The following is a 21163-nucleotide window of genomic DNA, read 5'->3' on the forward strand; positions in this document are numbered from 1 at the left end:
GCATACTGCAAATCATTGTGTCTAGTGATAAAAATGATGATAAATGTCGAGATTGAGTCAAAAATTGACAGCATCTGTTGATCTGCTTTATAGTCTGCGAGCGTATTTTCAACGTAATAACTCATAAATTAAATTAATTAGGAGCATGTCAGCATGGCAAAAGCACTTATTCAAATGGCACTGGATTCTCTGGATTTCGATCAAACAATCGCGCTTGCAGAGCAAGTTGCTCCTTACGTCGATATCTTAGAAATTGGTACACCATGCATCAAGTACAACGGTCTTGAACTGGTTACTGCACTGAAAAGCAAATTCCCTAACAACCTGATCCTGGTTGACCTGAAAACAATGGACGCTGGTGAATACGAAGCAACTCCATTCTACGAAGCAGGTGCTGACATCTGTACAGTATTAGGTGTTTCTGACAAAGCGACAATGGGCGGCGTAATCAAAGCAGCTAACGCTAACAACGCTGAAGCTCAAATCGACTTAATCAGTGTTAAAGACAAAAAAGCAGTTGCAACTGAAGCAGCTCGTAACGGTGCTCAAATCATCGGTGTTCACACTGGTCTTGACGCTCAAGCAGCAGGTCAAACACCATTCGCTGATCTGAAAGACATCGCTAGCTTAAACTTAGGTGTTCGCATTTCAGTTGCTGGTGGTTTGAACAAAAACACTATTCAAGACACTGTTCGCGCTGGCGCGACAATTGTTGTTGTTGGTGCAGCAATCTACGGTGCGGATTCTCCAGCTGAAGCAGCTAAAGAATTACGTGCTTTAGTTGACGCAGCATAAGCACTAGCATTGCGTTAAGCAGAAAATGAAACGAGTGGTCGTTGACCACTCGTTTTTTTTCATGCTCACCTGATTAATTTATTAATTTAAATAATCAGGTAAGATAGTGGTTATTGGTCATTGATAATAATTATGATTTTAATTGACCAATCTCAAATTCAAACGGATTAATCGTATTGCATGTCGACTTCTGGCATTTTTGCTTGAGTTTTTCCGACTTGCCACGATTAATCTAAAATAGTAATTTACCCGTTGCACCAACCTCGTTATGTTGGGCAGATGGGGTTAAAATGTAACAGGGGTATAATATTATGAGTGATAAAGGTTTCTTTGCATCAGTTTGTGGATTTTTTAAAAGCCTGTTTTCATCAAGTCCTAGTTCTGCTCCAACCAGCAGCGCTAAGCAAAGCCCAGCAGCAAAAACAGCAAATGATGGTTTGACAGGTGTTGAACGCTATATCAGAAATCAAGCAAATAGCGGTTCAAAACTGACTGGTGTTGAAAAATATATTAGAAATAAAACCACATCTGTAAAAGTGTTAACAGGTGTTGAGCAATATATTCGTAATAAAGCACAAGCAAAACCAATGACAGGTGTTGAACGTTATATTCAAAACAAAGGTTAAACCTGACTTTACACACTAAAGATTTATGGCAAAGCCGGGCAACATCCCGGCTTTGCCGACATAATAACCAATAAAATCAACCATACAGTCAGCGTTAGATGCGATGGCTGTTAATTTTTAACTTAAAAATTAAAGGTACGAAACATGGCTACTTTACTTGATCAGCTTAAGGAAATGACCGTTGTTGTCGCCGATACTGGTGATATTCAAGCTATCGAAAAATTTACACCTCGTGATGCTACAACTAACCCTTCACTGATTACTGCTGCAGCTCAAATGCCACAATACCAAGGTATTGTTGATGACACATTGAAAGCAGCTCGTGAAACATTAGGTGCTGACGCGCCTGCATCAGAAGTGGTTTCACTCGCATTTGATCGTTTAGCAGTTTCATTTGGTCTGAAAATTCTGGATATCGTTCCAGGTCGTGTATCTACAGAAGTTGATGCTCGTCTGTCTTTTGACACCGAAGCGACCATTGCTAAAGGCCGTGACCTGATTGCTCAATACGAAGCAGCTGGTGTTTCACGTGAGCGTATCCTGATCAAAATCGCAGCAACCTGGGAAGGTGTTATGGCTGCTAAAGTACTGGAAGAGGAAGGTATTCACACTAACCTGACTCTGGTATTTGGTCTGCACCAAGCTGTTGCTTGTGGTGAAAATGGTATCCAACTGATTTCACCTTTCGTAGGTCGTATTCTTGACTGGTACAAAAAAGACACTGGTCGTGATTCTTATGAACCTGCAGAAGATCCAGGTGTTGTTTCTGTTACTCACATCTACAACTACTTCAAGAAATTTGGTTTAGAAACTGAAGTAATGGGTGCGAGCTTCCGTAACGTTGGTGAAATCACTGAATTAGCAGGTGTTGATCTTCTGACTATTTCTCCTGCTTTACTGGACGAATTACACTCAACTGAAGGTGACTTACCACGTAAGTTAAATGTTGAAGATGCCAAAGCATCAGATGTTGAACGCATCGATATGACTGAAGAAACATTCAAAGCTATGCACGCAGCAGATCGCATGGCAACTGAAAAGTTACAAGAAGGTATTGATGGTTTTGCTAAAGCACTTGAAACTCTTGAAGAGTTGCTGGCTAACCGTCTTGCAGAACTGGAAAGCTAATTCATCAGAATTAAATTTCCCCGTATTCAGCCCACTCCATTTGTGAGTGGGCCCGAATGCAGCAGGGTCAGTGAAATTGACTTGTCACTGATTTCTGCATATAGTCCCGCTTCACCTAAGCAAGCGTGATAACAATAATTTTTACTATAAATTAGGAGTATGTAACATGGCTGAAATCCAAATGGCTCTTGACTCATTGGACTTTGACGCAACAATGGCTCTGGCTGAACAAGTAGCGCCATATGTCGATATCCTTGAAATCGGTACACCTTGTATTAAATACAACGGTTTGAAACTGGTTAAAGCATTGAAAGCAGCTCACCCAGACAAAAAAATTCTGGTTGACCTGAAAACAATGGACGCTGGTGAATACGAAGCAACTCCTTTCTTTGAAGCTGGTGGTGACATCACTACAGTTTTAGGTGCTTCTGACATGGCTACAATGAAAGGCGTTATCAAAGCAGCTAACGCTAACAACGCTGAAGCTCAAATCGATTTAATCGGTGTTGAAGATAAAGCTGCTGTAGCTAAAGAAGCTGCTGCTAACGGTGCACACATCATCGGTGTTCACACTGGTCTTGACGCACAAGCTGCAGGTCAAACACCTTTTGAAGATCTGAAAACTATCGCTGGTTTAGGTCTGAACGTTAAAGTTTCTGTTGCTGGTGGTATCAACAAAGATACAATCCAAAGCACAGTTCAAGCTGGTGCTGACATCGTTGTTGTTGGTGCGGCTATCTACGGCGCTCCATCTCCAGCTGAATCTGCAAAAGAACTGCGTGCATTAGTTGACGCAGCATAAGGATTAGAAAAATGACAATGCATCGTGATCTAGTTGTAAACAAAATCACTGATATTTTAGGGGCTACTGACAGTTCTCTTGAAGCTGAATTCGTTGCTATGTGTGATGATGCTAAACGCATCTTCATTACTGGTGCCGGACGTTCACGTCTTGTTGGTAACTTCCTGGGTATGAGGTTGATGCATAGTGGTTACACCGTATACGTTCAAGGTGAAATCAGCACACCTAGTATCCGTGAAGGCGATTTATTAATCGTTATCTCAGGTTCAGGTGAAACAACTCAGTTGGTTTCATTCGCGAACAAAGCTAAATCAGAGAACGCTAAAGTAGTATTAATCTGCTCAAAAGCAAGTTCAACGATTGGTGATATAGCGGACAAAACAATTCAAATTGGTAACGACGATAGCTTTGCTCCTACTAAGGGCATGCCTATGGGTACTATGTTTGAATTATCGACATTGATTTTCTTGGAAGCCATCGTTTCTCATCTTATCCATGAGAAAGGTATTCCTGAGGAAGAAATGCGATACAGACACGCTAATATGGAATAATCACTTTTCCTTAGCAGTAAAAAAAGAAACGGGTAACTTTCGGGTTACCCGTTTTTTTATGTCTACAGTTCAGATAGAGCTTACATCTCTGACGCTGTATAATGCTCTGATACTTATAACTCACTAATCGGTTTTAATAGAGATATGTCAGCAAAAACACTTTACGATAAGCTTTGGGAACAACATGTCGTTCGCTCTGAGTCAGATGGCACTACAGCTTTACTGTATATCGATCGCCATCTTGTTCATGAAGTGACATCACCGCAAGCCTTTGAAGGCCTGCGTTTAGCTGACCGTAAACCCTATCGCCTAAACTCTATTTTAGCGACACCGGATCATAATGTTCCTACTTCACATCGCGAGCAAGGTATTGCTGATCCTATTTCACGTTTACAAGTAGATACGCTCGATAGCAACTGTGTCGAATTTGGTATCACTGAATTTGGATTAAATGATTTACGACAAGGTATTGTGCATGTTGTTGGCCCCGAGCAAGGCGCAACACTGCCTGGTATGACGGTAGTTTGTGGTGACTCTCACACTTCAACACACGGTGCTTTTGGTGCTTTAGCTTTTGGTATTGGTACTTCCGAAGTTGAGCACGTTATGGCCACCCAATGTCTGATTCAACGTAAGTCCAAAAATATGCAAGTGCGCGTTGAAGGTCAGGTTAAAGCCGGCATCACAGCCAAAGACATTGTCCTTGCTATCATTGGAGAGATTGGCACTGCAGGTGGAACAGGCTATGCCATCGAATTTGCCGGTGAAGCGATTCAGGCCTTAAGTATGGAAGGTCGCATGACCGTCTGTAATATGACCATTGAAGCTGGCGCCCGCGCAGGCATGATTGCGGTTGACGATACCACCATCAACTACCTGAAAGATCGTCCTTTCTCGCCATCTGGTGAAAACTGGGAGAAAGCGGTTAAAGCATGGCGTGAATTACACTCTGATGATGGCGCCCATTTTGATAAAGTCGTCGTACTGAAAGCAGAAGATATCAAACCTCAAGTCACATGGGGCACGTCGCCGGAAATGGTTGTATCGGTTGATTCGGCTATTCCTGATCCCGTCAAGGAATCAGATGCAGTAAAACGCAATGGCATGGAAAAAGCACTTAAATATATGGGCCTACAAGCCAACCAAGCGATTACTGACATTTATCTGGACCGTGTATTTATTGGTTCTTGCACAAATTCACGTATCGAAGACTTACGTGAGGCAGCTGAGGCCATCCAAGGTGGAAAGGTCGCTGCCAGCGTTAAACAAGCCATGGTTGTTCCAGGCTCAGGTTTAGTCAAACAACAAGCTGAGCAAGAAGGTTTAGATAAAATCTTTATCGAAGCGGGGTTTGAATGGCGTGATCCTGGCTGTTCAATGTGCCTGGCCATGAATGCGGATCGTCTTGAAGCTGGTGAACATTGTGCCTCGACATCTAACCGTAATTTTGAAGGACGTCAGGGTCAAGGTGGCAGAACGCATCTGGTCAGTCCAGCAATGGCTGCGGCAGCTGCAATCGCAGGTCACTTTGTTGATATCACACAAAACCTATGATTGATTATTTGGCTGTTCAATCTGAATTAAACACTTTTCGTGATTTTTTACGATGGTCAACATCCCGCTTCAATGAAGCGGGATTATTTTTTGGCCATGGTAATGAAGACGCTTTTAATGAGGCATCGCAGCTCATACTGAGTGTTTTACACTTGCCTGTAGACGCCTTACCTGAAGTCTTTTTAGATGCCAGACTGACCCAAGATGAAAAGCGTGCATTGCTTATTGCCATTGAAAAACGCGTTGAAAAGCGTATTCCCTTACCTTACCTGACAAATGAAGCCTGGTTTGCTGGCTTACCATTCTTTGTCGATGAGCGAGTTCTTATCCCCCGATCGCCTTTTGCAGAGTTGATAGAAGCGCAATTCAAACCATGGCTTAGTGAGCCTGACTCGGTATTCACTATTTTGGATATGTGTACAGGAAGTGCTTGTATTGCTATTGCGTTAGCTATGGCTTTTGAACAAGCGGAAGTGACAGCGAGTGATATCAGCACAGATGCCCTTGCTGTAGCAGAAATAAACCGCAAGAAACATGGATTAGAAGAACACTTACACCTTATTCAATCAGATATCTGGCAAGCTTTTCCAGCTGACGCAAAATACGATTTGATTGTGAGCAATCCCCCTTACGTCGGGGCTGATGAAATGGCATCTATTCCAGAGGAGTACCGGCATGAACCGGCCTCAGCTCTCGAAGCAGAGGATAATGGACTGGCCTTAGTAGAAAAAATCCTGCTTGGGGCCGCAGAGCACATGACCGACCAAGGTTTATTATTCGTCGAAGTGGGCAATACCGATTTGGCGGTCGATGATAAATGGCCTGATATCGCGTTTACATGGCTGGAATTAGAAAACGGTGGTCATGGCATATTTATGCTGGATAAAGCCGCATGTGATCTATTTAAGCAGCGTTATGGCTAATCATTATCACTTAATTCAGGCACGACCTCAGACTCAACATAAACTCTGACACAATTTCGACCCGCCATTTTAGCCTGATACATGGCTTTATCTGCTAACTCGAATAAGCTATTAAGATTATCATTGTCTGCCTGCCTTAATTGGGCAATGCCAATACTTACCGTTACTTCCAAATTGGCAGGTTTTAACTTATTGAGGCGCTGTACCATTCGTTCCATCATATTTTTTGCCGATACCAGATCACACTCCGGCAATAAAAGCACCAACTCATCTCCTGCCCATCTGGCAACCAGATCCACGTCACGTACATGGCGTTTCATCCACGAACCCAGCTCAGATAACATCTGGTCTCCCCGCTCAAATCCATGACGCTCATTAATATCTTTCAGATGATCAATATCAATGACAGCAAGAGATAAGCAACGATTAAACCGATAAGCTTCACTGAAATATTTACTCGCGAACTCTCTCAGAGCGTGCCGATTAAACAATCCCGTCGTTTCATCCAGCATGGCAAGACTATGCAAAGACTTTTGTTGTGTACGAAGCTCCTGCGTTGTTTGATAACTGGTTATATGATTGAAAACGCGCTGTCTCAATTCTTCTCGCACAATCGGTTTCGACACATAATCATTAACACCGAGATGGAATAATTCGATCTTACGGGACATATTATCGAAACCTGATGTAGCGATAATCGGCACATTGCTATATTCACTCTGCATACGCCGGATTTTACGCACTAAGGTGATACCACTCATACTGCCTTCAAGCATAATGTCAGTGATAACCAGATCGTAGTCCCCACCTTTAAACGCTTCCCATGCACTCTCAGCATAGTTATAAGCGTCTACATCAAGCCCCATATCTGTTAATAAGTCGATGATAATGGTTTGCAAAACCCGGGAATCTTCAATAAATAACACCCGACCACTTAATTGTCGCGACTCTCGCTGGCTCAGACGAGATAGATAAGTATCCATTTCAGCCATATCATTTTTGCTGAAAATATCGGTAGCACCAGCCAATAAGGCTTGTTTGAGAATTTTAGAATTGTCATGTTCTGTTAAGACCAACAAGGTGGCAAAATCATAACCACTTAGAGCTCTTAGCTGACTACAGAATTCACTGCTGGCATAGTCGGGTAAGTTATCAGAGCAACAAACTAAACGATACCTCGCTTGAGCAGCCTTGCCTAAACCATCAGCTCCACTCTCTGCTGTCTCAACATTAAAACCAGCAGACTCTAATAAATCGATCATATGCTCACAAAACATTGGTGAGCTATCTATAACTAACGCGTTTAGCATATTTCTCTAATTTCCCGAGTAATACAAATTAATCCATTAATTTTTTATGCAACGTTACCATCAAATGCACGCCTTCGCGAGTAAGCGCTTAGTAAAAGTTGTTCTCAGATAAAACCCTCTTGGATTCATCAAAATAGTTTCACCTGAAATATCGGAGCTTTTTGCCAATATACGACTATGAGCCGCTTTCGGTCTCACCTGTAAATACTGGCCTTCCCTTGCCGTTAGCTCTGACTGTTCACCTAGCGCTAACCGGTCCATTAACTCTTCCCAGTCAGCCTTTAAAATTTCTTCTTCAATCTGATCTGGCTGCCATAACCAACCCGCGCCGATATAGCGTTCAGCGAGTGGAATGGACGACTCCGCCTCAACCGGAAGCCAAAGCACATGTGATAGTTTTCGTTTAACCCAGCTCTCCTGCCATGTCAGCGCTTCGTATTCGCTCAATGATACCGTACAAACATACGTCGACTCTTTAGGTTCACCATGCGCGTTCAATGGTAATGTTTTCAGCTCAATACCTAGTGAAATAAAGTCTGGCTCCGCCTGATTGCCCGCATCAGCACCAAGATAGGATTCTAATAGCTGACCAACCCAGCCTTTATTTCTCAACAAATCTGCAGGCACCCGGCACCCCACCTCTTGAGCAATCTGTCCTAGGCTTTTTCCAGCTATGTGATGACAACGTTGCATCAGGTCATCGATTGATTGTGGAGCAGAATTTCTAACCATCGTTTTACCAAATTTTCATCTTGCTGCAGGCATGATAACCTAGCCACCTTTATCACGCTTGAGAGAGACAGTGAAAGCATTATCTATCAAGAATCTAAGTAAAACGTATCGTAACGGATTGCATGCATTAAAGAACATTAATCTCGATGTAGAACAGGGTGATTTTTTTGCATTACTCGGTCCCAACGGTGCGGGCAAGTCAACCACTATTGGCGTAGTTACTTCGCTAGTCACAAAAACCAGTGGCACCATTCAAGTCTTTGACACCGATTTGGATATCGATGCTGAGCAAGCCAAAAGTTATATAGGACTTGTGCCGCAAGAATTCAATTTCAATGGCTTTGAGCAGGTAAAGCATATTCTGGTTGCGCAAGCAGGTTATTATGGGATGCCCGCCAGCGAGGCAGAACCCAGAGCGGATGAACTACTCAAACAACTTGGACTATGGGAAAAGAGACACACACCATCTCGATCACTGTCTGGCGGTATGAAACGTCGCCTGATGATAGCCCGCGCTCTGGTTCACAATCCACGTCTGTTGATTCTGGATGAACCGACCGCAGGTGTTGATATTGAACTGCGTCGCTCCATGTGGACATTTCTCAGAAAGATTAATGCCGAAGGCACCACCATCATTCTGACCACCCACTATTTGGAAGAAGCCGAAAGCTTATGCCGTAATATTGCGATCATTGATAAAGGCCAGATAATCGAAAATACCGATATGAAGTCTCTATTAAATCGGCTGGATAAAGAAACCTTTGTTTTGGATCTCAAACACTCGCTTCAACACCCCTTTGAGCTTGATGGCTTTGATTATCATCAGATTGATAACACCACGCTGGAAATCGAAATCCACCGAGGTGAATCACTGAACACGGTTTTTGAACAACTGACTCAAAAAGATATCGAAGTCACCAGTATGAAAAATAAAGTGAACCGTCTGGAAGAATTATTTCTCAACCTTGTTGAGAAGTCGGAGTAAAACCTATGACACCAACTCGTCACCAAAGACACTGGGTCGCGTTTTCAACCTTGCTATTTCGTGAAATCCGCCGCTTCTTCAGAATCTGGCCGCAAACGATTCTGCCACCGGCCATCACCATGACCCTGTATTTCATCATTTTCGGTAATCTGATCGGGAGTCGAATTGGGGAAATGGGTGGCTTTAGCTATATGGAATATATCGTACCGGGTATCATCATGATGGCCGTTATCAATAATGCCTATTCAAATGTGGCCTCTTCATTCTTCAGTGCCAAATTCCAAAATCATATTGAAGAGCTGATTGTCGCCCCTATCCCAAATTATTTAATTCTCGCGGGTTATGTAGCCGGTGGTACAGCACGGGGCTTATGTGTGGGGATGATAGTGACGCTAGTGTCGCTTTTCTTTACGCATCTACCGGTAGAGCATATTTTTATTACCATCAGCATGGTATTTCTGAGTGCGGTTTTATTTGCGCTGGGCGGTTTTATCAATGCCGTTTATGCACGCAGTTTTGATGAAATTGCCATCATCCCAACATTCATTCTGACCCCATTAACCTATTTGGGCGGGGTATTTTATTCGATTGATTTATTACCCGACTTTTGGCAAAACGTGTCACTGCTAAATCCTATTTTGTACATGGTGAATGCTTTCCGCTACGGCATGTTAGGTATTTCAGATATCCCTATCATGGCGGCATTTAGCATTATTATGTTGTTTATAGTGGCCTTAACCGCATATGCTTTATATCTGTTGAAAAAAGGCACCGGGCTTAGAAACTAGACCTTATCGACCAGGCTTAGCGCTTGTTGAAGTGTATGGATGCCCGCATCGGGCAAATGGGCATTCTCACTTAAGTGCCGCCGCCAGCGACGGGCTCCAGGCTGGCCCTGAAATAAACCCAATAAATGTCGGGTGATGGATTTCAGTGGTCGGCCCTGTTTCATTCTTTGCTCGATATACGGCAACATCGCCTCAATCACTTCATGTCTGCTCAATATATAGTCAGAACGCTGGTTAAAAATAACGTTATCCACGTCAGCTAGCAGATAGGGATCATGGTAAATCGCCCGTCCAACCATTGTGCCATCGACATGTTTCAGATGTTCCTGAACCTCCACCAAACTATGAATACCACCATTGATATCAATATGTAGCTCGGGGTAGTCCTTTTTGATTTGATAAACGCGCTCATAATCCAGTGGCGGCACATCACGATTTTCTTTTGGACTTAATCCTTTGAGCCATGCCTTGCGCGCATGCAGAATGAAAGTTTCACAACCGGCTGCTGACACAGCATCAATAAAATCGGTCAGAAATTGATAACTATCCTGTTCATCAATCCCGAGTCGGGTTTTAACAGTGACAGGAATATTCACGGCGTTTTTCATCGCTGCCACACCCTCCGCCACTAATTGAGGTTCAGCCATTAAACACGCGCCAAAACTGCCTGACTGGACACGGTCGCTTGGGCAACCAACATTCAGATTAATTTCACTATAACCCGCATCCTCTCCCATTTTTGCACACTCAGCTAAAGCAGCAGGATCAGAACCACCAAGTTGCAAAGCGAGAGGATATTCCGTTGCATCATGAGCTAAAAATCGTTGTCTATCGCCATGAATCAACGCCCCAGTAGTCACCATTTCCGTATAAAGCAAGGTATGTTTCGAAATGAGCCGTAACAGATAACGAAAATCACGGTCGGTCCAATCCAGCATCGGCGCAACAGATAATTTTCTAGATTCTATAAAAGATAATGATGATGACATGATTCAATTAACGTAGATTAATGGGACATTTTCTCAAATCAGCACGCAAAAATCTGCTTATAACGATTATTTATGACACACACACATCCTGATGGCTTTCATTACACCATTATTCGCAGTTCACGCCGAAAGAGTATGGCGCTTGTTATCGAGCAAGGTGAGGTCATTGTGCGGATACCAGCGAAACTTGCAGTCAGCACCGCACAGCATTTTGTAGACAAAAAAAGTTACTGGATAAAACAAAAGCTTCAGCAACGGCCAGTAACACAAGAAAAAGTTTATGCCAATGGCGAGTCTTTTTTGTTTTTAGGCGAAACCTATGAATTAAAAATTCATAACTCCAGCGCTGAAAATACAATTAAGCAAGAAGACAATCTGATACAACTCTATACAAAGAAAAAAGATATGACAGCAGATGGCATTAAACGCCAGCTGGAAAAGTGGTACCGACAGCAAGCCAATACAATCCTGACATCACGATTTTTTCAATTGGCTGAAGCTCATCAATTCTCGCCTAAAAGTCTTATCGTCAAAACATACAAAGCCCGCTGGGGGAGCTGCTGCCGTTCGGGTGAGATTCAGCTCAATTGGAAGCTCGTCATGGCGCCTGAGAAAGTGATCGAGTACGTCATCCTGCATGAGCTTTGTCACCTTCATCATCACAATCATTCAGCGTCTTTTTGGCAGTTGGTGGCTGATGTTTGTCCAACATTTAGAGAGCACAAGCTGTGGCTGAGACAAAATGGAGACAGATTAACCCTCTAGGCCGCGCGCTGTGACGATTTTGTGAAGATAAATAAGCTTGAAAAATTCTCTATATAGATTAATATGTCCTTTCGAATAAGGAACGCTGCAACAGGTCATTCACCTGCTAGGCTTATTCAATACTTAATTATTTAAACTGCGTTCATTATTAACAGGTAACTGATAGTAATGAGCGAGATTTATTCCCCCTCAAATAGCACAACTATCATTACCACAATCTCATTGTAATGAGGAAGTTGACTATGAGTAGCAATTATCTTTTCACTTCTGAATCTGTATCGGAAGGGCATCCAGACAAAGTTGCCGATCAAATTTCAGATGCTATCCTGGATGAAATTCTTCGTCAGGATCCCCATGCTCGCGTTGCTTGCGAAACCTTAGTAAAAACTGGCACCGCCATTGTTGCAGGTGAAATCAGTACATCGGCATGGGTCGATCTGGAAGATGTCGTTCGTAAAACGATCACAGATATCGGTTATAACAGCTCCGATGTTGGTTTCGATGGCCAAACTTGTGCTGTTATGTCATTGATCGGTAAACAATCCTCTGACATCGCGATGGGTGTAGACAGAGACACCGAAGAAAATCAGGGTGCCGGCGATCAGGGCCTGATGTTTGGTTATGCCAGTAACGAAACCGACGTCTTAATGCCCGCGCCCATTACCTATGCACATCGTTTGGTCAAACGCCAATCTGAAGTTCGCAAAAATGGCGAATTGAGCTGGTTACGTCCGGATGCGAAAAGTCAGGTCACATTTGTTTACCAAGATGGTAAGCCAGTCGGTATTGATGCTGTTGTCTTATCAACACAGCATAGTCCGGATATTTCACAAGCGGATCTGCATGAAGCCGTCATGGAAAGCATTATCAAACCGACGCTGCCTGCTGAATGGTTGTCTGCCAATACAAAAATCCATATCAATCCTACCGGCCAATTCATTATCGGTGGTCCTGTCGGTGACTGTGGTCTGACAGGAAGAAAAATCATTGTCGATACCTACGGCGGCATGGCTCGTCATGGTGGTGGGGCTTTCTCTGGTAAAGATCCATCAAAAGTCGATCGTAGTGCCGCTTATGCAGGCCGTTATGTGGCGAAAAATATCGTTGCCGCCGGTTTAGCAGATCGCTGTGAGATTCAGGTGTCTTATGCAATTGGTGTTGCCGACCCAACATCAATTAGTGTTGAGACATTCGGTACTGGAAAAATTTCTCAAGAGAAGCTGGTCGCGCTGGTACGTGAACACTTTGATTTACGTCCAGTTGGCTTAATTAAGATGCTTGATTTGATCAAACCGATCTATCAACCAACAGCAGCATACGGTCACTTTGGTCGTGAAGATGTTGATTTTAGTTGGGAAAGAACGGATATGGCAGATGTATTGCGCGATGCTGCTGGTTTATAAAAGAATTTGAGGAAATGAACGATGGAATCACCAATAGAAAACTTAACCCCTGACTACAAAGTTGCAGACATAAGCCTGGCTAAATGGGGTCATCAAGAAATTAAAATTGCTGAAAGCGAAATGCCAGGATTAATGGCATTACGTGAAGAATATGCAGGCCAAGCACCACTGAAAGGTGCACGCATTGCTGGTTGTTTACACATGACAATCCAGACCGCTGTGTTAATTGAAACACTGGTCGAACTCGGCGCTGAAGTTCGCTGGTCATCGTGCAATATTTTCTCCACACAGGATCATGCTGCAGCGGCTATTGCTGATCAGGGTATTCCGGTATTTGCCTGGAAAGGTGAAACAGAAGAAGAAGCCATCTGGTGTATCGAACAAACGATTATGGGTCCAGACAACTGGCGTCCCAACCTGATTCTGGATGATGGTGGTGACTTAACCCAAATCATGCATGATAAATATCCAGAATTATTAAAAGACGTTAAAGGTCTGTCGGAAGAAACCACTACAGGTGTTCACCGTCTGTATGAAATGATGAAAGCCGGTACATTAAAAGTGCCAGCCATCAATGTGAACGACTCAGTGACCAAATCTAAATTTGATAATTTATACGGCTGTCGTGAGTCATTACTGGATGGTATTAAACGTGCTACTGACGTGATGATCGCCGGTAAAATCTGTGTTGTTTTAGGTTACGGTGATGTGGGTAAAGGCTGTGCTCAAGCGTTCCGTGGAATGGGTGCGACCGTTTTTGTCACTGAAATTGATCCCATCTGTGCGCTTCAAGCCAGCATGGAAGGCTACCGTATAGTCTCTATGGATGATGTCGCTGCTATGGGTGATATCTTTGTCACCACTACCGGTAATATCGACGTTATCAATCACGGTCATATGCTGAAGATGAAAAACGAAGCGATCGTTTGTAACATCGGTCACTTTGATTCTGAAATTGATGTCGCTTCATTACGTAAATACGAATGGGAAAATATTAAACCTCAGGTAGACCATGTCATTTTCCCTGACGGCAAACGTATTATCCTGCTTGCAGAAGGTCGTCTGGTTAACCTCGGTTGTGCAACGGGTCATCCAAGTTTTGTGATGTCTGCTTCATTCACCAATCAGGTCATGGCACAAATTGAACTCTGGCAGAATGCTGACAATTATGAAAATAAAGTCTACGTTTTACCGAAGAAACTGGATGAAAAAGTCGCACAACTGCACTTAGGTCGAATTGGTGCCAACCTCACCACTCTGACTGATGCACAAGCGAAATATCTGGGACTCGAAAAAACAGGTCCGTTCAAGCCTGAACATTACAGATATTAATCTTTAGTCAATGTAAAACTGGGCTGGTTTATCAGCCCAGTTTTCTAATTTAAGTTACTGATATGGCAAAAAATCTCACACTGAGTTGCGAATTCTTCCCGCCCAAAACTGAAAAAGGCATTGCTAATTTAAGCGCTGTCAGAGAAAAGCTTGTGCCACTGAAGCCTGAGTTTTTTTCCGTCACCTTTGGTGCTGGAGGTTCAACACAAGACAATACTATGGATGCGGTAATAGACATCCAAAAACAGCATGCAGTGACTAATATTGATGCAGCACCCCATCTTTCTTGTGTGGGCTCTTCCGCTGAACGTATCCGTGCTCTCCTTGATACCTATCGCAATAATAATATCCATCGTATCGTCGCACTTCGTGGTGATTTGCCTTCAGGTATGCAAGCACCTGGTGACTTTCGTTATGCCAATGAGCTGGTTGAGTTTATTCGTGCAGAGACGGGAGACTTTTTCACCATTGAAGTAGCTGCCTACCCTGAAGTTCATCCGCAAGCTCAATCTGCAGAGGATGACCTGATTAATTTCAAGCGAAAAGTCGATGCAGGCGCAAATAGTGCTATCACACAGTATTTTTACAATATTGATGCTTACCGCTATTTTGTTGATAACTGTCAGAAACATGGCATAGACATCCCGATTATTCCAGGGATTATGCCCATTAATAATTTCACCCAACTAGCTCGATTTTCAGCAAATTGTGGTGCAGAAATCCCGCGTTGGTTACGTAAAAAACTTGAAGCATTTTATGATGATAGCGCTTCAATGAATGCTTTCACTGTTGATTTTTTGACTGACTTTACTCAGCAGCTAATCGAGCTCGGTGTACCCGGCATTCATTTTTACACGATGAATAAAGTTGACCCGACTCTGACTATTTGTGATCGTTTAGGGCTGATTAAATAAATCTTGAGTTAAGATTTTGTATGTAGCTGTAGGCAATGGCACAAGACTTGCGGTAACATATTTACATGGTCGTAAAAACACATAAAGAATTCTCGTGAAACCCTCATTACAGCTGCGTGTAGGCCAGAGTCTATCGATGACTCCGCAATTACAGCAAGCCATTCGTTTGCTGCAATTGTCGTCGCTTGAGTTACAGACAGAAATTCAGGAAGCGCTGGAGAGCAATCCTTTACTCGAAGTGGAAGAAGACTTTGACTTCGATGAGAACGCACGTAAACCAAGCACTGAAGATCAAACAAGTCGTGAAATCAGTGAACTTGAAAATCAAAACATTCCTGAAGATCTGCCCGTCGATAGTCAATGGGAAGATACCTACGATTATCAGCCTATCAGCACTAATAACAGCAATGTTATCCATGATGGTGATATGGAAAGGGAAAATCAGGATGAAAGCACCGATTCACTGCAGCAACATCTGCTCTGGCAAATGCGGCTGACTCATTTCACAGAAATTGAAGAAGCCATCGCGACAACCATCATTGACTCGATTGAAGATGATGGTTATCTCAAAACATCATTGGAAGAGATTCAAGCGAGTTTAGGTGAAGAGTTTGCTGAAATAGAGCTGGATGAAATCGAAACGGTGCTGCATCGTATTCAGCACTTTGATCCCGTCGGAGTGGCAGCCCGTGATTTACGCGAGTGTTTACTGATACAACTTCGTGTTTATGAAGAATCAGGTTTACCTCATATTGATCTGATGAAAGAGCTTATCGATAAACATCTCGATACTCTGGCCAAACGTGACTACGCCCAAATCAAACGTGCTCTGAAAGTCTCAGATGATGAACTCACCGAATTGGTTCGTTCCATTCAGCTGTTAAACCCTCGTCCTGGCAGTCAAATTCAAACAGATACCACGGAATATATTGTTCCAGATGTCTATGCAAGAAAGCTTAAGGGCCAATGGGTGCTCTCACTCAATCCCGATAATGCACCGCGTTTACAAATTGCCGAACATTATGCGCAACTCATTAATCGAGCCGATAACAGCGCAGAAAATACCTACCTGAAAAATAATCTGCAGGAAGCACGCTGGTTTCTAAAAAGCTTACAAAGTCGCAATGAAACCCTATTAAAAGTGACCGAAGCGATCATCGAAAGACAGAAAGATTTTCTCGACTTTGGTGAAGAAGCCATGAAACCGCTAGTTTTAGCTGATATTGCTGAAACTGTAGAAATGCATGAATCCACAATTTCCCGTGTAACAACCCGCAAATACCTCCATACACCGAGAGGAATTTTTGAACTGAAATACTTTTTCTCCAGTCATGTCAGCACAGATGCCGGCGGAGAATGTTCAGCTACAGCCATTCGCGCTATCATCAAGAAACTGGTTGCCGCAGAAAATCCACGGAAACCATTGAGCGACAGTAAAATTGCCGATATCCTCGGAGAACAAGGCATTAATGTCGCCAGACGGACAATTGCAAAATATCGTGAAACGTTGGCAATAGCGCCATCGAATGAGCGAAAACGACTGGTGTAAACCAGTTATCATCACTCAATAAGGAGTCCATCATTATGCAGTTAAATTTAAGCGGACAACATATCGAAATCACTGACAGCTTACGCGATCACGTCAACAAAAAATTCGAAAAATTGACTCGCCATTTTGATCACATGACCAATGTTCATGTTGTGTTATCAGTAGAAAAACAACGTCAGAAAGCAGAAGCCACTGTTCATGTAAGTGGTGCTGATTTGTTCGCCTCAGATGAAAATGAAAACATGTACTCTGCTATTGAGAATTTGGTGGCTAAACTTGACCGCCAAATCATCAAGCATAAAGATAAAATCACCGATCATCATCAATCTGTCGGTGCCGATATGAAGCACAACGTCAACTAAACGAGATTTTTTTATGCTAATTGCCGCATTATTGGTTAATGCTGACAGTATCAGCTTTCATGACAATGCCACGAGCAAAAAGAAAGTACTGGAAAACTTAAGTCAAAAGTTAGCCAGTAATACTAACGCGACAACAGCAGAAAAAATATTCCAGGTCTTATTGGAACGTGAACGGCTCGGAAGTACGGGCCTCGGTAAGGGCGTGGCTATCCCCCACGCCCGGGTTCCGGGCTTAACACATACCATTGCTGCTATGCTGACACTGGAAACGCCAGTGCCGTTTGAGTCTGTCGATAATCAACCTATCGATATTGCTTTTGGTTTACTCGTACCGGAAGAAGATACAGATCATCACCTACAGCATTTATCACGTCTTGTTACTCTATTTCGTGATCCTGATATCTGCAAGAAGTTGCGTAACGCAACAAGCGCCGAACAAATTTTCGAACTACTCCTTTCTATCGACGAAGATTAACCATGGTCCAAGCAATACAAACCAACTCACACTATGGAGTAATGGTTTGTGTCAATGGCTCAGGCGTATTGATTAGCGGTTCCCCCGGCATAGGGAAAAGTAGTCTGGCTTTGCAGTTAATCATTGAAGGTCATCAATTAGTCGCTGATGATGTGATTGACCTCACTATTGAAAAAAATCAACTTATTGGTCGTTCTCCCTCACTATTAAAAAGCCTGCTTAACACACGTGAACTTGGCACCATTAATATCGAACACCAGTTTGGTCCAGCACATGTCACTGATTATGCTTCGCTTCACTATCAGCTGATCCTGCATGAAAAATTAACACTGGATAGTCAGTTGGAAGGCAACCAAAGCAATCAAACTATTCTTGGTATTAATATTCCAACACTACATTTGTCGTTATCTAATCCGGTACCCGTGCTCATTCGCCTGTTAACCTGGTTAAACATACAACAGTCAACAAATGATGCCAATGAACAGTTAAAATATCGCCAACAACAGCAAATTCAGCAGTGATGATTTCACATTAACTTGATGACATGCGGTATATCCATTACATTCATTACCGATACAAGACAGAGGCTGAGCCGATTTGTCTATATACAGCTTTGGCTGTTTTTTTAGAGAGCTAATATGACCGTAGGCATTTTACTTGTTTCGCACAATAACATCGGGACAGAGCTGATTAACACTGCACGCCAGATGTTATCTTGTTGCCCGCTTCCCACCAAAGTGATTTCAATCCAGACCAAAGACAATCCTGAAGCAATCCGTTTGGAAATGGATGAAGATTTAAAAAAACTTGATCAAGGTCACGGTATTCTCATACTGACTGACATGTTCGGCTCAACGCCAAGTAATATAGCCTGTGCAGTATCTGACAGAACAGATATCCGTGTTGTTTCAGGCTTAAACCTACCCATGTTGATACGCGTTTTAAACTACCCAGCCCTAAACTTAGAAGAACTTGAAATCAAAGCCTTGACTGGCGGCCAAGAAGGTGTAGTTCGCTGTCATCACACAGGCTACTCAAGAAAATGATGACAAAAACATTCACAATTATTAATAAACTCGGCTTACATGCTCGAGCAGCAGCTAAATTTGTCACTACTGCTTCCGCTTATGATGCTGAGATTACCGTTACCAGAGAAAACAGAACAGTCAATGGTAAAAGCATCATGGGTGTGATGATGCTGGCTGCGGCAAAAGGATCACAAATCACTGTGACCGCTGAAGGTGATGATGCTGAACAGGCTTTACAAGCGCTAGATACCCTTATTAATGATTTCTTTGGAGAAGGTGAATGACGCTTGAGCTACAAGGAATTGGCGTCTCTCGCGGCATTGCTATGGGCCGAGCCCATATTCTTTTTCACAATCAGCCTGATGTCCGTGAATATTTAATCCCCGCCTTTGCAATAGAGCAAGAAGTCGACCGTTTTCTCGATGCCATTGATCAGGCAAGACAACAGTTAAAATCCATTCGTAATCATATTCCGGCCAATGCGCCTGCTGACGTGACATCCTTCATTGATACCCATTTATTGATGTTGAATGACTCATCACTAAATAAGATTCCAGTAGATATGATCCGTCAGCGCCGCTGTAATGCCGAATGGGCCTTACAGTTGCAACGTGATGCGTTGATTAACGTTTTTAATGAGATGGATGATCCTTATCTGCGTACACGTCGAGATGACGTTGATCATGTGGTCAATCGTATTCACCGTATTCTGGCTGATCAGGAAGTCGCGGATCATGAAATTCCAGATGGTCGGCTAAAAGGCCATATTATTATTGCTGAAGACCTGACGCCAGCGGACACTGTGCTTATGCAGCACCAAGGTATTGTTGCCTTCGTGACAGAGCATGGTGGTGCGACGTCTCACACCACCATTCTGGCAAGAAGTCTGGGCATCCCGGCTATCGTCGGTGTCGAATCTGTTCGTCGTTATGTTCAGGATAATGAACCGCTGATTGTTGACGGTGAGACTGGCGTTATGTTGCTGGGGGCAGATGAACGCACACAGTATGAATATGAAGGCCGTTTAATTGCTTTTCGTGAGCATATCTCATCGCTGAGTCGTTATAAGTCTCAACCCACAAAAACACGAGATGGTAAATCAGTCACATTGTTAGCCAATGCTGAGTTACCGGAAGATGTAACCACAATCAGCAGCGCCGGTGCGCAAGGTATTGGACTGTATCGTACCGAGTTTTTGTACATGAACCGCCTGTCACCACCAGAGGAAGAAGAACAGTTATCGGCCTATCGCGATGTGGTTGAAGGCATGAATAATCAACCGGTGACAATTCGAACTTTCGATTTGGGGGCAGACAAAACCGTTGATGGTGGGCGTAACCTCAATCAAACTGTAGTGACTAACCCCGCTTTAGGTATGCGCGCCATTCGCTTATGCCTGAGTCAACCTGCCATGTTCCGCACCCAACTGCGCGCAATTCTTCGCGCTTCTGCTTTTGGCAAAATCAAAATCATGTTCCCGATGATTTCCACCATGAATGAACTGCTCCAAGCGAAGAATCTGCTTGAGCAATGTAAGCAGGAACTGGATAAAGAGCATCTTGAATACGATCATCATATCGAAGTGGGCGCCATGATTGAGATTCCGGCAAGTGCGGTTTGCGCAGAAATATTTGCGCAACAGGTCGATTTTCTCTCTATTGGTACCAATGACTTAATCCAGTACACACTGGCCATTGACCGTATTGATGATCATGTTAACTATCTTTATGACCCGTTGCATCCAGCTGTATTACGTCTGATATATATGACGCTGCAGGCGGGAAAACTGCATAATGTGGATGTGTCCATGTGTGGTGAAATGGCGGGTGACCCTCGTTATACAAGACTTCTACTGGCCATGGGGTTGGAAAACTTCAGTATGCATCCCAATGCCATACTCGAAGTAAAACAGGTAATCAATGAAACTAACTTGAATGAACTCCCCGTTAACACATTGGATATTATGAATACCAGTGACCCACTAGAGCTGGATTTATTGCTTGAAAAAATTAACGGTCCGTCTCACTAAATAATGAACCTGTGCTGACACCAAATCGTATATGATGGGTGTCAGCACTCACCTTATAAAACCTCTGAATCTCCTTAGTTTCTTTGCTCACGAAGCATTTCACGCTATTCAGCAAGTGGCAAG

General features: G+C 43.2%; 23 protein-coding genes and 1 riboswitch. Of the genes, 20 read left to right on the top strand and 3 right to left on the bottom strand.

From position 1 onward, the window contains the following. Positions 1-153 precede the first annotated feature (153 nt). From hxlA (QQL60_RS10815) to prmB, 7 genes are all read left to right on the top strand, one after another. Complete coding sequence (gene hxlA, locus QQL60_RS10815) at positions 154-795, top strand: 3-hexulose-6-phosphate synthase (RefSeq protein ID WP_007147026.1); 642 nt, start codon at positions 154-156, stop codon at positions 793-795. 311 nt (positions 796-1106) lie between these two features. Then, entirely contained in the window at positions 1107-1421 is a 315-nt protein-coding gene (locus QQL60_RS10820) for a hypothetical protein (RefSeq protein WP_284723300.1), read from the top strand. Between the two features lie 144 nt (positions 1422-1565). After that, positions 1566-2549: a transaldolase gene (locus QQL60_RS10825; protein WP_007147028.1), complete on the top strand. Its 984-nt coding sequence runs from the start codon at positions 1566-1568 to the stop codon at positions 2547-2549. 166 nt (positions 2550-2715) lie between these two features. Further along, entirely contained in the window at positions 2716-3351 is a 636-nt protein-coding gene (gene hxlA / locus QQL60_RS10830; protein ID WP_007147029.1) for a 3-hexulose-6-phosphate synthase, read from the top strand. Between the two features lie 11 nt (positions 3352-3362). Continuing rightward, positions 3363-3902 (top strand): 6-phospho-3-hexuloisomerase, encoded by a 540-nt coding sequence (gene hxlB, locus QQL60_RS10835; protein WP_007147030.1) that lies wholly within the window; start codon positions 3363-3365, stop codon positions 3900-3902. A 144-nt stretch (positions 3903-4046) separates the two neighbouring features. After that, positions 4047-5456 carry a 3-isopropylmalate dehydratase large subunit gene (leuC, locus tag QQL60_RS10840; protein WP_284723301.1) on the top strand — a complete coding sequence of 470 codons (1410 nt, stop codon included), beginning with the start codon at positions 4047-4049 and terminating at the stop codon, positions 5454-5456. Beyond that, entirely contained in the window at positions 5453-6379 is a 927-nt protein-coding gene (prmB, locus tag QQL60_RS10845; protein WP_284723302.1) for a 50S ribosomal protein L3 N(5)-glutamine methyltransferase, read from the top strand. The genes leuC and prmB overlap by 4 nt, the downstream gene beginning before the upstream one ends. Here the strand turns inward: prmB and QQL60_RS10850 are convergent. Continuing rightward, a complete protein-coding gene (locus QQL60_RS10850; RefSeq protein ID WP_007147033.1) occupies positions 6376-7689 on the bottom strand; it encodes a GGDEF domain-containing response regulator in 1314 nt (437 codons plus the stop codon). The genes prmB and QQL60_RS10850 overlap by 4 nt on opposite strands. A 60-nt stretch (positions 7690-7749) precedes the next feature. Next, positions 7750-8421, bottom strand: a complete 672-nt coding sequence (gene mutH / locus QQL60_RS10855) for a DNA mismatch repair endonuclease MutH (protein ID WP_007147034.1) — start codon at positions 8419-8421, stop codon at positions 7750-7752. A gap of 70 nt (positions 8422-8491) precedes the next feature. On the opposite strand from mutH, the gene QQL60_RS10860 reads away from it, so the two are divergent. Together QQL60_RS10860 and QQL60_RS10865 are read left to right on the top strand one after the other, a co-directional pair. Further along, positions 8492-9406 (top strand): ABC transporter ATP-binding protein, encoded by a 915-nt coding sequence (locus QQL60_RS10860; protein ID WP_284723303.1) that lies wholly within the window; start codon positions 8492-8494, stop codon positions 9404-9406. A gap of 5 nt (positions 9407-9411) precedes the next feature. Beyond that, positions 9412-10194 (top strand): ABC transporter permease, encoded by a 783-nt coding sequence (locus tag QQL60_RS10865; RefSeq protein ID WP_007147036.1) that lies wholly within the window; start codon positions 9412-9414, stop codon positions 10192-10194. Here the strand turns inward: QQL60_RS10865 and dusA are convergent. After that, a complete protein-coding gene (dusA, locus tag QQL60_RS10870; RefSeq protein WP_273178568.1) occupies positions 10191-11183 on the bottom strand; it encodes a tRNA dihydrouridine(20/20a) synthase DusA in 993 nt (330 codons plus the stop codon). The two genes, QQL60_RS10865 and dusA, sit on opposite strands and share 4 nt — an antisense overlap. Before the next feature lie 72 nt (positions 11184-11255). Between dusA and QQL60_RS10875 the strand changes: the two genes are divergently transcribed. The 11 genes from QQL60_RS10875 to ptsP all read left to right on the top strand — a co-directional run bounded on the left by QQL60_RS10875 (position 11256) and on the right by ptsP (position 21040). Continuing rightward, a complete protein-coding gene (locus QQL60_RS10875) occupies positions 11256-11948 on the top strand; it encodes a M48 family metallopeptidase (RefSeq protein WP_284723304.1) in 693 nt (230 codons plus the stop codon). A 71-nt stretch (positions 11949-12019) separates the two neighbouring features. Next, a riboswitch (S-adenosyl-L-homocysteine riboswitch) is annotated at positions 12020-12099 on the top strand. 91 nt (positions 12100-12190) lie between these two features. Further along, positions 12191-13351 (top strand): methionine adenosyltransferase, encoded by a 1161-nt coding sequence (metK, locus tag QQL60_RS10880; protein WP_284723305.1) that lies wholly within the window; start codon positions 12191-12193, stop codon positions 13349-13351. 21 nt (positions 13352-13372) lie between these two features. Next, positions 13373-14683: an adenosylhomocysteinase gene (gene ahcY, locus QQL60_RS10885; RefSeq protein ID WP_007147040.1), complete on the top strand. Its 1311-nt coding sequence runs from the start codon at positions 13373-13375 to the stop codon at positions 14681-14683. A 62-nt stretch (positions 14684-14745) separates the two neighbouring features. Further along, complete coding sequence (gene metF / locus QQL60_RS10890) at positions 14746-15597, top strand: methylenetetrahydrofolate reductase [NAD(P)H] (RefSeq protein ID WP_007147041.1); 852 nt, start codon at positions 14746-14748, stop codon at positions 15595-15597. Between the two features lie 94 nt (positions 15598-15691). Then, the gene (locus QQL60_RS10895; protein WP_007147042.1) at positions 15692-17146 is read left to right on the top strand and encodes an RNA polymerase factor sigma-54; all 1455 of its coding nucleotides are present in this window, start codon (positions 15692-15694) and stop codon (positions 17144-17146) included. Between the two features lie 35 nt (positions 17147-17181). Beyond that, entirely contained in the window at positions 17182-17508 is a 327-nt protein-coding gene (gene hpf / locus QQL60_RS10900; protein ID WP_007147043.1) for a ribosome hibernation-promoting factor, HPF/YfiA family, read from the top strand. A 13-nt stretch (positions 17509-17521) separates the two neighbouring features. Continuing rightward, a complete protein-coding gene (locus QQL60_RS10905) occupies positions 17522-17983 on the top strand; it encodes a PTS sugar transporter subunit IIA (protein ID WP_284723306.1) in 462 nt (153 codons plus the stop codon). A gap of 2 nt (positions 17984-17985) precedes the next feature. Then, on the top strand, positions 17986-18504 hold the full coding sequence (locus QQL60_RS10910) for an HPr kinase/phosphorylase (protein ID WP_284723307.1): 519 nt from the start codon (positions 17986-17988) through the stop codon (positions 18502-18504). 117 nt (positions 18505-18621) lie between these two features. Further along, positions 18622-19029, top strand: coding sequence for a PTS sugar transporter subunit IIA (locus QQL60_RS10915; protein WP_284723308.1), 408 nt, complete (start codon positions 18622-18624; stop codon positions 19027-19029). Continuing rightward, positions 19026-19295 (top strand): HPr family phosphocarrier protein, encoded by a 270-nt coding sequence (locus QQL60_RS10920; RefSeq protein ID WP_007147047.1) that lies wholly within the window; start codon positions 19026-19028, stop codon positions 19293-19295. The genes QQL60_RS10915 and QQL60_RS10920 overlap by 4 nt, the downstream gene beginning before the upstream one ends. After that, on the top strand, positions 19292-21040 hold the full coding sequence (gene ptsP / locus QQL60_RS10925; RefSeq protein WP_007147048.1) for a phosphoenolpyruvate--protein phosphotransferase: 1749 nt from the start codon (positions 19292-19294) through the stop codon (positions 21038-21040). Before QQL60_RS10920 ends, ptsP begins: the two co-directional genes overlap by 4 nt. Positions 21041-21163: the final 123 nt, after the last annotated feature.

It is taken from the genome of Methylophaga thalassica (assembly GCF_030159795.1).
Lineage (GTDB): Bacteria > Pseudomonadota > Gammaproteobacteria > Nitrosococcales > Methylophagaceae > Methylophaga > Methylophaga thalassica.